General features: G+C 57.9%; 12 protein-coding genes. 4 read left to right on the top strand and 8 right to left on the bottom strand.

The window, feature by feature from the left end:
• Positions 1 to 135: 135 nt before the first annotated feature.
• Positions 136 to 402, top strand: coding sequence for a LysR family transcriptional regulator (locus tag BM029_RS05660; protein ID WP_092433441.1), 267 nt, complete (start codon positions 136 to 138; stop codon positions 400 to 402).
• A 136-nt stretch (positions 403 to 538) separates the two neighbouring features.
• Here BM029_RS05660 and BM029_RS05655 read toward each other — a convergent pair whose 3' ends face one another.
• The 5 genes from BM029_RS05655 to BM029_RS05635 all read right to left on the bottom strand — a co-directional run bounded on the left by BM029_RS05655 (position 539) and on the right by BM029_RS05635 (position 8,105).
• On the bottom strand, positions 539 to 1,486 hold the full coding sequence (locus BM029_RS05655) for a cupin-like domain-containing protein (RefSeq protein ID WP_092433439.1): 948 nt from the start codon (positions 1,484 to 1,486) through the stop codon (positions 539 to 541).
• A gap of 71 nt (positions 1,487 to 1,557) precedes the next feature.
• Positions 1,558 to 3,432: a DUF885 domain-containing protein gene (locus BM029_RS05650; RefSeq protein WP_092433437.1), complete on the bottom strand. Its 1,875-nt coding sequence runs from the start codon at positions 3,430 to 3,432 to the stop codon at positions 1,558 to 1,560.
• Positions 3,433 to 3,496: 64 nt separating this feature from the next.
• Positions 3,497 to 6,643: a bifunctional diguanylate cyclase/phosphodiesterase gene (locus BM029_RS05645; protein WP_092433435.1), complete on the bottom strand. Its 3,147-nt coding sequence runs from the start codon at positions 6,641 to 6,643 to the stop codon at positions 3,497 to 3,499.
• The gene (locus BM029_RS05640; RefSeq protein WP_092433433.1) at positions 6,640 to 7,434 is read right to left on the bottom strand and encodes a substrate-binding periplasmic protein; all 795 of its coding nucleotides are present in this window, start codon (positions 7,432 to 7,434) and stop codon (positions 6,640 to 6,642) included. Before BM029_RS05640 ends, BM029_RS05645 begins: the two co-directional genes overlap by 4 nt.
• A 386-nt stretch (positions 7,435 to 7,820) precedes the next feature.
• Positions 7,821 to 8,105 carry an HU family DNA-binding protein gene (locus BM029_RS05635; protein WP_092359892.1) on the bottom strand — a complete coding sequence of 95 codons (285 nt, stop codon included), beginning with the start codon at positions 8,103 to 8,105 and terminating at the stop codon, positions 7,821 to 7,823.
• A gap of 179 nt (positions 8,106 to 8,284) precedes the next feature.
• Here BM029_RS05635 and BM029_RS05630 point away from each other — a divergent pair, with 179 nt between their 5' ends.
• Positions 8,285 to 8,908, top strand: coding sequence for a glutathione S-transferase family protein (locus BM029_RS05630; RefSeq protein ID WP_092433431.1), 624 nt, complete (start codon positions 8,285 to 8,287; stop codon positions 8,906 to 8,908).
• Between the two features lie 39 nt (positions 8,909 to 8,947).
• Here the strand turns inward: BM029_RS05630 and BM029_RS05625 are convergent, their stop codons facing one another.
• The gene (locus BM029_RS05625; protein ID WP_092433429.1) at positions 8,948 to 9,607 is read right to left on the bottom strand and encodes an NAD(P)H-binding protein; all 660 of its coding nucleotides are present in this window, start codon (positions 9,605 to 9,607) and stop codon (positions 8,948 to 8,950) included.
• A 179-nt stretch (positions 9,608 to 9,786) separates the two neighbouring features.
• Here BM029_RS05625 and BM029_RS05620 point away from each other — a divergent pair, with 179 nt between their 5' ends.
• The gene (locus BM029_RS05620) at positions 9,787 to 10,398 is read left to right on the top strand and encodes a TetR/AcrR family transcriptional regulator (RefSeq protein ID WP_092433428.1); all 612 of its coding nucleotides are present in this window, start codon (positions 9,787 to 9,789) and stop codon (positions 10,396 to 10,398) included.
• Positions 10,399 to 10,447: 49 nt separating this feature from the next.
• On the opposite strand, the gene BM029_RS05615 is transcribed toward BM029_RS05620, so the two are convergent.
• Both BM029_RS05615 and BM029_RS05610 read right to left on the bottom strand, forming a co-directional pair.
• A complete protein-coding gene (locus BM029_RS05615; protein WP_244544924.1) occupies positions 10,448 to 10,954 on the bottom strand; it encodes a hypothetical protein in 507 nt (168 codons plus the stop codon).
• A gap of 176 nt (positions 10,955 to 11,130) precedes the next feature.
• On the bottom strand, positions 11,131 to 12,132 hold the full coding sequence (locus BM029_RS05610) for an SDR family NAD(P)-dependent oxidoreductase (RefSeq protein ID WP_092433425.1): 1,002 nt from the start codon (positions 12,130 to 12,132) through the stop codon (positions 11,131 to 11,133).
• Positions 12,133 to 12,226: 94 nt separating this feature from the next.
• Here BM029_RS05610 and BM029_RS05605 point away from each other — a divergent pair, with 94 nt between their 5' ends.
• Positions 12,227 to 13,126 (top strand): LysR family transcriptional regulator, encoded by a 900-nt coding sequence (locus BM029_RS05605; protein ID WP_092433423.1) that lies wholly within the window; start codon positions 12,227 to 12,229, stop codon positions 13,124 to 13,126.
• Position 13,127: the final 1 nt, after the last annotated feature.

Here is a 13,127-nt window from a genome sequence, read left to right as displayed (position 1 = left end):
TGACAAGCGGGAACATGCTGTGTTTATCCGGTTCCCCCGTGCTTCTGCTGAGCTTTTCATAAGCACGGGTGATATGAGGCAAGCTCACATCAAGAGCAATAAAAACCGATTACAACGATCATCGAGGGTAGTGAAATGGACATAAAATGCGTTGAAGATTTTCTGAGCCTTGCAGTCACGCGTAATTTTTCCCGATCGGCCGATCATCGGAACGTTACCCAGCCGACTTTCAGCAGACGGATTCGTGCGCTCGAAGCATGGGTAGGTTCTGAACTTGTAGATCGAAGCACACACCCGCTGACTCTTACTGATGCCGGAAAGCTTTTTAACGAAACAGGATCGAAAGCGATTCGTATGTTGAATGATGCACGGGCTATGCTCAAGGCTCGCCACACGACATAAGTATAAATATTGGATGTTGGTTGCGTCAATGTTGCGGCTGCCCCAAATTTCCAAGTGCCATAAGAATCTGATTGGCCGCTCTGGAGATATTTTCTCAGCGACCGGTTTTGTCCGGAAGCAGCCGGATTCAATCGCCTTATCCGGCTTTCAACGAAGCATTCCCATCCAATGCTAACGGCAGCGCCCTGGCCCAACGGTTCGCCGAAAGCGAAAAAGTCAGCGAGCGAACCTGGTGATACCACCCCGCTGGCACATACAGGATCTCACCAGGTTGCATGATGCATTCGATCATCGCCGCCTGGCGGGCAAGCGGAAATTTCTCGAAATCCGGTGCCTCCGGGTCAAACGGTGAGCCGAACAAGATGGCGTTCGCCTCGCGCGGATAAAGGAATTCGTGGTGATGCGGCGGCGACAGGAAAATACGCTTGGTGCCCCAGATCTGCGCAAAAATATTATCGTCATAGTCGCAATGCAGCGGCGTCACCGTTCCTGACGGGCCAAGCCAAAAGCGCGGCGGGCCCATTTTTTTAAAATAGGCGGGCCAGTGGCACAACGTATTCAATTCACGTAATTCGAGATTGCCCAGATATGGCGGCAGGTCCTGCGTGTTATTTGCGACAAGCTCAAGATACGCGAGCAGAGACATATCCTGCATCGCCCGGTCCGGCGCGAAAGCGGTATTGATATAGTCACCAACCCTCGCGCGCACGTGCAGCTCGCCAAAGCGGTCGCGCAGCGTTTGTGGCGTAAGCTTGGACAGCGGCCACTTGCTGACGAGCCCGGTTATGACGAATGGCAGGCCTTTTTCTGCACGCGTGCGGAATGCAGCGGCGTCGAGCATGCCGACGCGTGGTACTGCGGAAATGACAGGCAGGTCGCGACTCGCATGCTTGATCGCTTCACGCATTTCCTGTATTGAAGTGACGCCGCGAACCAGCGCGTCCTTTCGCTCTCGCGCCTGTTTTTTGACAATGGCGTCTTCGGGCGATATGGCCGTCGACGACGGCCGTGGCGGCAGCAATCGTGACGACCGGCGCGTCTCCCGCCGTTCTTGATTACCGTCTACCGGTTTTTCATATTTCATTTTTCTATCGCTGTACAGATTAGTTCTTAACGGTGATTAACGCCGATGCGCATAGGTGCCGGAATATGCAGCTATATCGTCTTCACCTCGGCAATATACCGATCAACCACAGTCGGCAACACCGTCAACGGCACGCCGCCGCTTTTCACCAGCGCATCATTGAAGCCCGCCAGGTCAAACCGGCCGCCCAACGCCACTTTCGCCCGTTCCCGCTGACGCAGGATTTCGTTGTGCCCCATCTTGTAGCCGCAGGCCTGTCCCGGTGAGACGCAGTAGCGGTCGACTTCACTGGTCATGGCGGTGGCGCCGCGCCCGCTGTTCTCGACCATGAACCGGATTGCCTGCTGCCGCGTCCATTTCATCGCGTGCAGGCCGGTATCTACCACCAGGCGACAGGCGCGGAACTGCTGCGCCTGGAGATAACCGATCTGGCTGAACGGATCATCCGCGTACACGCCGAATTCATCGACCAGCTGCTCGGCATACAACGCCCAGCCTTCGATAAAAGCGTTGAAGCCCATCATTGAAGTGATCAGCGGCAGGTCGGCATGGTGTTCGGCCAGATACGCGCCTTGCCAGGTGTGGCCGGGGATGCCCTCATGCGCGGTCAACGTGGCGATTTCGGATTTCGGCCACAGTGTGGTCGATTTCAGGTTGATGTAATAAATCGCCGGCCGCGATCCATCCAGCGCAGCAAAATTCATATAGCCGAGCGGGGCGCCGGCTTCGATATCGGGCGGCACACGCTTGATCACCAAAGGCGCTTTCAAGCCCAGATGCGAAATTTTCGGCATCAGTGCGCGAACTGTGGCAACCCGCTCATTGCAATAGGCGATCAGTTGCTCGCGTCCTTGATCATTGTCGGCATAAAAGCGCTTGGGATCTTTCGACAGCGCCAGCAGGCGTTCGCCGACCGTGCCCTGAGTGATCCCTTGCGCCTTGAGGATGGTATCGATACGGGCTTGCAGCATTTTGTTCTGCTCCAATCCGATCGCGTGGATTTCTGCGGCGCTGCGGGTGGTCGTCGTGCCCAGCTTCAGCGCCCATTCGTAATACGCTGCGCCGTCGGGTAAGCGGTGTACACCGGCGACATCGGTGGCTTTGGCGGTAGCCTTGGCGAGGGTATCGATCTGGCGGTCTAGCGCCGGATACACCAGCGTGTTCACCAGCTTCGTCGCGCGTGCTTCCCAATCGCCGGCGATACCGAGTTTCCTGGCGCGCCCGGCAAGCGAGGTGACCAGTTTCTGCGTCGCAGCCGAGGTCTTGCGATAATTCCGCAGCTGGCTGAGCGCAGTGTGTGCAATGAAATCGGGCGGCATGATGCCTTTGGCGGCCTGCTCGGCGATGTGTGCACTTTCCTGGTCGAGCATACGAGCCATCGCTGTCACGCGCTCAAGATAGGCTTCGGCATCAGCTACGTTGACGATTTTATGCTGCGAGTCGAGAAACTCCGGTACGGCAGTTACAGCGCCGTCCTGCTGGGTAACCGGGAATGGCTGCGTGCCGCCATAGAAACCGCTGGCCGCGCCACCAAACGAAAAACGCAGGCCGTCCACCCCTTCGTTCGCCGCATAACGCACGCTGTCGTAGCGGATTTGCGCATCCGGGCTAAGCTTGGCGCGGTCCACCGTTGTCATCCGAGCCAGCATCGATTTCACCTGGCCGGCCCACGCAGCCTGACCGGCGGGCGAAGCGTCCGGCAGACGCGATTTGAGTGCGACGCGGGCGCCGGAGTCGAGTCCGAGCGAGGTGGCTGAAGTCGGCGACAGGCGCAGGATTTCTTCTGCAAAATCGGCCAGCAAGGTTGAAAAACGGGCGTCGGCGGGAAGTGTTTCCTTAGCTTTGTCCTGGGCTAGGGCGAGGCGGGGGAGAGTAACAACAGCAGCAGCGGACAGTGCGCTCAAGAGCAGATCGCGGCGGGAAAAGGTCAGCGGTGTATCGTTCATGGAATCCTTTTATTCCGGGGGCAATGCGGAGGCGCCCCTATGTTGTTGTCAATGAAATTTGCTGTCATGGCATGCCGCCTTGTACGCGCATGCGGATAGCCGTCGACGGCAATCCAGCCGTCCGCACAAACTCCTCAAATCCTTCAATCGGCAGCGGCCGGCAAAAGTAGTTACCTTGATAGGCATAGCATCCGGCGCTGAGCAAAAAGTCTCGTTGCGCCTTGGTCTCGACTCCCTCGGCGATGACTTCCAGGCCAAGGCTGTTGGCTAACGCCAGGATGGTCCTGGCAATGGCGGCATCGTTGACATCGAACAGGATATCGCGCACGAACGAACGGTCGATCTTCAACTGGTCCAGAGGCAAGCGCTTCAAATAGGCGAGCGAGGAATAGCCGGTGCCGAAATCGTCCAGCGAGAAAAACACGCCTTTGATTTTGAGTGCATACATCTTTTGGATGATGTCTTGCATATTGTCCACCAGCAGGCTTTCCGTCAGTTCCAGTTTCAAGCGGCTCGGATTGGCGCCGGTTTGACGGATGATCTCCAATACTTTGCTGACAAAATCAGGTTCGCGGAACTGCTGGGCGCTGATATTTACCGCCACCGTGAGATGCGCCATTTCCGGGCATGCTGCCCATAGCGCCAGTTGGCGGCAGGCGGTTTCCAGCACCCAGTTCCCCAATGGCAGGATCAATCCGGTTTCTTCAGCCATGGGAATGAAATCGGCAGGAAGCACGATGCCGCGCTGTGGATGCTGCCAGCGCACCAGCGCTTCGACGCCCGTGACGGTGTCACCGTCGACTACCTGGGCCTGGTAATACAGCAAGAACTGCTGGTCCTCGATCGCCTTGCGCAGTCCCGCCTCCAGCGTGGCGCGCGCCACCACCACGGTCTGCATGGCCGGATCGAAGAAGCGCAGCGCGTTGCGGCCGGTCTCCTTGGCCTTATACATGGCAAGGTCGGCCTGCTTCAAGAGTTCGTCAATCGACGTCTGATGTCCGCGGAACAAGGTGGCGCCGATACTGGCAGTGCAACGGTACTCGATATCGTCAAGCTGATACACGTTGCTGAGTACGTCGAGGATTTTTTCGCCCACGGACTCAGTCTGGTTGGCAGCCTCTTGCGGATTTTCACTCAAGCTTCCCAGCACCACCACGAACTCGTCGCCGCCCACCCGCGCCACCGTGTCGACTTCACGTACGCTGGCAGCCAGGCGTTGCGCCGCTTGCAGCAGCAGCCGGTCGCCTTGGTCGTGGCCCAAAGTATCGTTCAATGTCTTGAAATGATCGAGGTCGACGAACAGCAGGGCGCCGCAAGTTTCATTACGGGCGCTGAGCGTGATGGCCTGCGTCAGGCGATCCAGCAGCAGGGTGCGGTTGGGCAAATGGGTCAGGGCGTCGAAGAAAGCCAGTTCCTTGATTCTTTCTTCCGAGATCTTGCGCTCGGTAATGTCGTGATGGGTACCGATATAGTGGGTGACCACACCGTCATCACCCGTCACCGCCGAGATCGTCAGCCATTTCGGATACACTTCGCCATTCTTGCGGCGATCCCATATCTCTCCCTGCCAGCCACCGCTGTTGAGGATCGCTTCCCACATCTCGCGGAAAAACGCTGGGTCGTGGCGGCCTGACTGCAGCATGCGCGGCGTCTGGCCGACAACCTCCGCCGCGGTGTAGCCGGTGCTTTCAGTGAAAGCGCCGTTGACGCGCAGGATCCGGCACTCTGCATCGGTGATCATCATGCCTTCGCGCGAATCGAAGGCGACCGCCGCAATGCGCAGTTCGGCCTCGGCCTGCTTGCGCTCGGTGATGTCGCGCCCACTGGTGCGGAAACCGGTGAAAGCACCCTTGGCATCGCAGATTGGCGCCCAGGAAATCGACAGCCAGAACAGCGAACCATCCTTGCGCACGCTACGGAATTCCAGATCGTCGCCACGCAAGCCCTGTAGCGCTTTCTGGAATTCAGGCCCGACGCGAGGCATATCGTCCGGATAAATCAACGTGGCGGCCAGATCTGGCATTGCCATGCACTCCGCCACCGTATAGCCGGTGTATTCCTTGACGGACGGATTGATCCAGCGCGGCTTGCCATCCAGCCCCCACCAGACTTCCCAGTTGACCATGCAGTCTGCAATTGCACGGAATTTCTCCTCGCTCTCGCGCAATTCCGTGGTCATGGTGGCGGCCAGTTGCATGGCGCGGCTGCGGCCGGTCACCAATAACCAGGAGAGCAGCGCCAGCAGCAGACTGAGGCCGAGGCCGGCGAGCGCAATCGGCAACTGGGCGTTACTTCTGAAGCGTCCCCTGAAATCGTCCGTGGCGCTCATGGAAAGCGTCCAGTTGTGTCCGGCGATAACCAGATACTCGTTGGCCGAAATGACAGCCGGCAGGTTCTGCCCGGGTTCAACGGGCGAGAGGTAGGTAAGTGCGGTGACGGATGGTTCGACACCGTCGTAAATGGCAAAGGTCAGCCCGGGCGGCAGTTCGCCGTAAAGGCTGGCCATTACGTCGCTCATATGGAAGGATGCGTAGATCCAGCCGGCCAGGTGGGCGCGACGCTGGGCGACGCTGTCATGCGGTTGGCCCCGGGTATAGATTGGCAGGTACATGATGAAGCCGGGCCGCGCATCTGCCTCGATATCCACGACCAGCCGGACCTTCCCGGAAATCGCCGGGCTACCTGAGTCACGCGCCTTCTCCATGGCATTCCGCCGCACTGGATCGGACCAGGCATCGAAGCCAAGAGGGGCCCGATTGCGGCCGACGTATGGTTCGCGTTGAACGATGGGAACGTAGTTTTCACGTTGCCCATCCGGATGCACCGCGTAATCGGTGAAGCCGATCTGGTGCATGGCGACGACATGGCTATCTTTATTCGACGCCGGCACCCATTTGCCTACGCCGACAGACTGGATCCCGGAATAATTGGCGTCAAGATTGAGCGAGCCGACGTAGTCTCGAAAACTATCGCGATCCAACTCGCCGGTGACGGTATACAAACTCTGAACACCGCGTAGCATCTGCTCGTAAGTCTCCATACGCAACTCAACCCGGCTGACGGTCTCACGCAGGGAAATGTCGAACTGGGACAGCAGCTCTTTTTGCGAGGCTTGCTGTTCGTGATCCCAGACCGCCCAGGTAACGCCGAGCGCAGCCACCAGGACAAACAAGGGAAGCAGGGGTAGCAGGATCGGGCGTGACCTGCTCACGGTGGTGCCTGGAAATCGACCATGGGGCCAGCGAAGGCTGAACTGAAATATTTCTCGAAGATACGGCGGACGGTGCCGTCTGCACGCATCTCGTTCACCAATGCGCGCCACTTGTCTTGCTCAGCTGCCGTCAGCGCCTTGTTCGACATGATGAGACCGTGCGGTATCGCAGGATCGTTGAATTCGATGACGGTAGTAACGTCGCGAATCTTCTTTTCCTCCAGAGCCGGATAATCGAAGGGCTCAATGATCATGCCCTGAATGTGGCTAAGGAGCAGCGCCTGATACAGCGGAGCCAGGCCGTTGGCCTGGCTTACACGGCTGGCGGCAGTCAGCTTGTCAACCAGGTGGTTGGCCGATTCGCTGTAGCGGAAACTCCGGATGACGCCAAGCTGAAAGCGGTCGCTATGTTCGAAATCGGCCAGTTTGCGCATGCCGGCATCCTTGCGCACCAACAAATAGTATTTGTTGGTGAAGTACCAGGCAAAGCTCGCGAACCGGTTGCGCTCGGCATTGGCGATACCGGACAGGCTGAAATCGAGCGCACCGGACTCGATCAACTGCCAGATGCGATCGCGCGACATCAGGCTGACGCTGACTTTGCAGCCGCTGCGGCGAATCAGCTCGTCGGCAAAATCCTTGTCGATCCCGGTATCGGTGTCGACGGAATAGAGCAAGCCGTGATCGTGCAATGCGAGCGTAAAGGGACGCGAGCAGTCGGGGCCGGCGGCAACTGCGCTGCCGAGGCTGCACACCACAAGCATCAAGCAACCTAGGCATTGTCGGATCATCGTTTCATCTGCTGATAAAAATACAGGCCACTTCGTTGGCAACTGTTTCGAACTTATTAAATCATTTCTCCCCCGGTCGTAGGTCTACCAAGGAAGATTTTTTTACCAGATGTCCGTTTCAACCTTGCCTTATCGCTCAGAAAAACGACAAAACATGGCTTTGAGCGGGCAATCACGGCCCTTTGCTGCTTCGCAGCGAACCAATGACGGCTAGCGAAATTAATGTTACGCGACGGTTACTGAAACCGCAACTTACACTGATATAAAATCATGGATGGAGCGGCTGGCGGTTTGGGTAGGGTGGTAAGGCGGGGGTGATGGGAGGTTCAGAAATTCTTCCGACGAAAAAAAAGCCCCCTGAATTTCTTCAAGGGGCTTTCGTTACATCATTTCTTCTTTTTGTTCACTGCATCTTTGAATGCTTTACCAGCTGTGAACTTGACGGTCTTGGCTGCAGCAATCTTGATTGCTTCGCCGGTGCGTGGATTGCGACCGACGCGTGCAGCACGTTTACCGGAAGAGAACGAACCAAATCCAATCAACTGAACAGTATTACCTTTAGTCACGGCCTTGATCACGTTGTCTACGACGGATTCCAAAGCGCGCTGTGCAGCGGCTTTCGAGATTTCGCAATCGGTGGCAATGGCGTCGATCAATTCGGTTTTGTTCATTTCGTTAAATCCTCAAAAAAAGTGGTGAGTTGCAAATTCTAGCACCGTATTTGCTTGGAATCGGCGATGTAGACTACCGCAAACGGGCGTTTGAGACAAATTGCTTTTAAAATTTCGTTTGCAGGCGGTCGTATCTTTAGCACAAAAACCAGGTTTAGCGATAGAAAAAGAGGATTTTCATGTTGAAAATATTGGGCAAGGCGGCGTCAATCAATGTCCGTAAAGTGCTTTGGACATGCGATGAACTGGGCCTGCCGTTCGAACGGGAAGACTGGGGCAGCGGCTTTCGCGCTACCGATACGGCCGATTACCTGGCCTTGAATCCAAACGCGATGGTGCCGGTAATCCGTGACGGCGATTTCGTGCTGTGGGAATCCAACGCCATCATCCGCTACCTGGCCGCGGCCTACGGCGACGGCGGTTTGCTGCCGACGGCGCCGCGCGAACGGGCCAAGGTCGAGCAGTGGATGGACTGGCAGGCGACCGAACTGAACAATGCCTGGCGCTATGCATTCGTGGCGTTGGTGAGGAAGAATCCTGCTTACGCCGACCCGGCCGCGCTGGCGGCATCGGTGGCCAGCTGGTCGAAACATATCGGCATCCTGGAGCAGCGGCTGGCGGCAACCGGTGCTTATATTTTAGGCGACACCTTCTCGCTGGCCGACGTGCCGCTCGGTTTGTCGGTCAATCGCTGGCTGATGACGCCTTTGCAGCATCCAAAATATCCGGCGGTAGCGGCCTACTTTGAACGGCTGAGCCAACGGCCGGCTTTTCTGCGGCATGGCCGCAATGGCCTGGCTTGAGCACTTGGGCTTCTTAGGCTTACTACCGGCGCAAAAAAACTAGACGGCGTTGATATCCGCCACCTCAAGCACCTGCTTGGGGCCACCCTGCCGCGCCAGTTTGATCATGGCGCGTCCCATCTGTTCGGTAGTGGTGATGTGCTTCGGGAAAAACCGCCGGATCAGCGGCAGCAGCGGCGCAGAAAATTGATAGAGCAAGCGGTAAGACCGGGTCTTGGAGCGCGCGCCGTGCAGCGGCTGGATGACGCCGGGACGGAACATGAAGGCGGCCTTGATCGGCAGGCGCAGCAAGGCGTTTTCGGTGCGGCCTTTGACCCGGGCCCACATGCTGCTGCCGTGCTCGCTGGAATCGGTGCCGGCGCCTGAGACATAGATGAAGGTGATGCCGGGATTCTGCGCCGCCAGCACGTTGGCGACGGTCAGCGTGAGATCGTAGGTGAGTTCGCTGTAGCGTGCTTCCGACATGCCGGCCGACGATACGCCGAGGCAGAAGAAGCAAGCGTCGTAACCTTGCAATGATTCGGCCTGGTCCGCAATCCGCATCAGATCCGGGATGACCAGTTCGCACAATTTACCGGACACGTTGGCAACGGCGCTGCGGCCAACTGCCAGCACGGTTTCAACATCGGCATCAAGCTGGCACTCGCGCAACACGCCTTGCCCGACCATGCCGCTGGCGCCAAATAGGATTACTTTCATTGCTGGGTCCGATCTTGTTGTACTGCTTGTTTTACCTGGTGTGTTGCCGTCGGCCGCTGCTGCCAATCATCGCCGCCAGCATTCCGGTCAATTTATTACACTACACAGTGTAGTTTCTATTTATTCAGAAGTAAACTACCTGGTGTAAAATTCAGTTATCCGTCATCCTGAAGCACACCATGGCCACAGTCCAACGTCTTACCGACCGCAAACGCGAGGCTATCATCCAGGCCGCAATTGCCGAATTCCGCGCCAATGGTTTTGAAACCACCAGCATGGACAAGATTGCCGCGCGGGCAGAGGTTTCAAAGCGCACGGTGTACAACCATTTTCCGGGCAAGGAAGAATTGTTTGCCGAAATCCTGTTGCGCCTGTGGCAAGCCACAACCGCCCAAGGCCCCTTGGCCTTTCGTCATGATATGCCGCTGCGCGCGCAGTTGCGCGAGCTGATGCAAATCAAGATGGACATGCTCAGCGACAGCAATCTCCTGGATCTGGCGCGGGTAGCGATCGCTGCCGCCATCCATTCGCCAGAGCGGACCCATGACATGGTCGCCAAAATGGAGGAGCGCGAAGAAGCCATCAGCGCCTGGATCGGCGCGGCCCAGGCAGCCGGGAAGCTAAAGCCGGCGGATCCCGCCTTCGCGGCGCATCAGCTGCAAAGTTTGCTGAAAGCCTTTGCGTTCTGGCCGCAGGTTACGCTGGACCAGCCGCCTTTGTCGGCGGCGCGGCAACAGCAAGTACTGGATTCAGCGGTGGATATGTTCCTGGCTTATTACGAAGTGGCTTGATAAAAAAATGGCCTGACATCTCTGCCAGGCCACACTCCGGCAATCGCAATCAGAAATGCCGTTTGACGACTTCGCCGAATGCATCTTCGGCTGAACTGCCTTTGAGCATCAAGTCTGTGATTTCTGCCGTATGTTCACCGATACCATCGGGCAGCGTCTGGCGATTATTACGGAAATAGTCATATCTGGCAGCGTCGATCAAATCCTTGGCTTTCATCGCTACCGCACCGCCGCGGGTACCGCCGCTACGGCTGACGACGCGACCGCCTGCAGAACTGACGCGCGTAACGCCTACCGAGCGGAAACCGCCGGCGGCAACAGCTGCCTTGATTTGTTCCAGGGTAAATACCGGCGTGGCGTTGGGGCCCACAAATTCATCTTCCTTCGGGTGCAGCAGATGGCTATTGCTGTCGAATGCCATTTTCTTTTCGGCACTATTGGTAAGCTGATAATACGGGCACGGCCCCGGGCTGGTCAGTCCGAATTGCACGCGATCGCCGTACACTTCCATCTTGCCCAAGACCTCTTTCAAATAGGCCGTTGTCAGGGAGTCCATCTTACCGCTCCAGCGTTTGGTTCTTGTCGTCTTCAAAATGCGTTACTTCCAATAATGATGGCTGCACATCGCGATTATGGCGACAGCAGCCGTTTATGAATCAATTGCAGTACGCATTATCCCCCGACACGATTTGCTAAGGCTGGATCACAGCAAAATATAATGTTGCTCGCCCGTTATGCTTTCAGGCATCCGATACCCGTCAGCGTGGCCTTGACGGCGTCGTCCAGCGCTGTGTGCGGCTCGCTGCCAAGCAATTTGAGCAAGCGGCGGTTATCCAGCCGCACCGGCTGCCGCCACAGATAGCCGACCTCGCGCAGTTCGCGGAACAGCGGCACAAAGGGCGAAGCCAGCGGCAGCAGCCACCAAGGGAAACTTCTTGCCTTGAGGTCCGGCTGCCCCGTCACACGGCCGATTGCGGCGACCATTTGCGTACCGTCCGCATCCCAGTGGCCGTTCATGTGGAAGGTATCGAAGCCGGCCAGCGCCTCTTCGCGCTCGATCAGTTGCATCATGGTCTCGGCGACATCGGGCAGGTAAGCCCATTGATGGCCGATGCCGCGTTTGCCGGGATAGGTGACTGCGGCGACCGGCTGGCCCGGCTTGATCAGCCCTTGCGAGAACCAGGAATTGGCCAGGTGCGGTCCGAAGAAATCACCGGCGCGCACTACCAGCGTGCGCACGCCGCTTTGGCTGGCGAGCTGCAGCCGCCGCTCCATTTGCGCCCGGATCGCGCCCTTGCGGGTGGCCGGATTCTGCGGCGAGGTCTCGCGCAATGCCGGCAAAGCATCAGGACCATAGTTGTAGACGGTACCCGGAAAGACAATGCGGGCGCCGGAGACGCGCGCCGCGGCGATGCTGTTTTCTATCATCGGCATGACCAGTTGCGCCCAGTTGCGATAGCCCGGCGGATTGACCGCATGCACGATGATATCCACGCCTGCGGCGGCAGCGATCACATCCTGCTCATGCATCGCATCGCCCTGCCGCCAGACGATGCCGGTGGCAATGCTGGTGGCAACACCGCCGCTAAGGTCGCTGTTGCGATCCCTGGCCACCATCTGATCAGCGCGCCGGTGCAGGGCGCGCACCTGCCAGCCGCGCTGCATCAATGTTTTTGCCATGGCATTGCCGATGCCGCCTGTTGCTCCGAGTACCAACGCGATCTTCTGTTTCATGGGGGTTACCTCCTTAAAGTTCAGGAGTCCAGCGTAACAGCGCTACTCTTGGTTTAAAATTGTCTATCTCAACATAGCCGCTATACATATTTGTATGACCACACAAGAACCTGGATGGGATCTGTACCGCGCTTTCCTGGCCGTGATGGAAGAAGGCTCGTTGTCGGGTGGGGCCCGGCGCCTGGGGCTGACCCAACCCACCGTCGGCCGTCAGGTAGAGGCGCTGGAACAGGCATTAGGCGTCAAATTATTCACCCGCTCGCAGACCGGGCTGGCGGCCACCGATACCGCAGTGACCTTGCGTCCGTTTGCGGAAAACCTGCGCGCCACCGCCAATGCCTTGCGGCGCGCATCGACCGACGCCAGCGTCAGCAGCCATGGCACGGTGCGCATTACGGTATCGGATGTGGTCGGGGTTGAAGTCTTGCCGCCGATCCTGACCGCGCTGCGCGAGGCCCATCCCGCCATCAAGATTGAATTGGTGTTGTCGAACCGGACCCAGGATCTGTTGCAGCGCGATGCCGATATTGCGATCCGCATGGTGCAGCCCAGCCAGGCCGCCCTGATCGCACGCCGGGTTGGCGCCATTCCGCTCGGCTTGTTTGCCCATCGGCGTTATCTGGAGCAATGCGGCATGCCGTCCAGCATCGACGACCTGAAGAGCCATGCGCTGATCGGCTTCGATCAGGAAACCAGCTACATCCGCAACATGCAAAAGCGCGGCCTGCCGCTGACGCGCGATATGTTCTCGTTATTTACCGACAACCAGCTGGCGCAACTAGCGGCGATACGCGCCGGGTATGGCATCGGCATGTGCCAGGCGGCGCTGGTCGAACGCAATCCCGAGTTGCTGCCGGTGCTGCCGCAAGCAGTCACGGGTGAACTGGAAACCTGGATCGTGATGCATGAAGATTTGCGCTCCAGCGAGCGCTGCCGGATTGTTTTTGACGCGTTGGTCAGTGGCGTGTCGAACTATATTTCCAAAGACAACTGAA

The organism is Collimonas sp. OK607, assembly GCF_900111995.1.
Lineage (GTDB): Bacteria > Pseudomonadota > Gammaproteobacteria > Burkholderiales > Burkholderiaceae_D > Collimonas.
This window is presented reverse-complemented; position numbering and strand designations above follow the sequence as displayed.

What these genes read in the sequence shown, in the direction of transcription:
- BM029_RS05635 (WP_092359892.1), bottom strand. Translation starts at nt 8,105, where the DNA reads ATGAACAAAACCGAATTGATCGACGCCATTGCCACCGATTGCGAAATC.
- BM029_RS05625 (WP_092433429.1), bottom strand. Translation starts at nt 9,607, where the DNA reads ATGAAAGTAATCCTATTTGGCGCCAGCGGCATGGTCGGGCAAGGCGTG.
- BM029_RS05610 (WP_092433425.1), bottom strand. Translation starts at nt 12,132, where the DNA reads ATGAAACAGAAGATCGCGTTGGTACTCGGAGCAACAGGCGGCATCGGC.
- BM029_RS05650 (WP_092433437.1), bottom strand. Translation starts at nt 3,432, where the DNA reads ATGAACGATACACCGCTGACCTTTTCCCGCCGCGATCTGCTCTTGAGC.
- BM029_RS05605 (WP_092433423.1), top strand. Translation starts at nt 12,227, where the DNA reads ATGACCACACAAGAACCTGGATGGGATCTGTACCGCGCTTTCCTGGCC.
- BM029_RS05630 (WP_092433431.1), top strand. Translation starts at nt 8,285, where the DNA reads ATGTTGAAAATATTGGGCAAGGCGGCGTCAATCAATGTCCGTAAAGTG.
- BM029_RS05640 (WP_092433433.1), bottom strand. Translation starts at nt 7,434, where the DNA reads ATGATCCGACAATGCCTAGGTTGCTTGATGCTTGTGGTGTGCAGCCTC.
- BM029_RS05615 (WP_244544924.1), bottom strand. Translation starts at nt 10,954, where the DNA reads ATGGACTCCCTGACAACGGCCTATTTGAAAGAGGTCTTGGGCAAGATG.
- BM029_RS05660 (WP_092433441.1), top strand. Translation starts at nt 136, where the DNA reads ATGGACATAAAATGCGTTGAAGATTTTCTGAGCCTTGCAGTCACGCGT.
- BM029_RS05620 (WP_092433428.1), top strand. Translation starts at nt 9,787, where the DNA reads ATGGCCACAGTCCAACGTCTTACCGACCGCAAACGCGAGGCTATCATC.
- BM029_RS05655 (WP_092433439.1), bottom strand. Translation starts at nt 1,486, where the DNA reads ATGAAATATGAAAAACCGGTAGACGGTAATCAAGAACGGCGGGAGACG.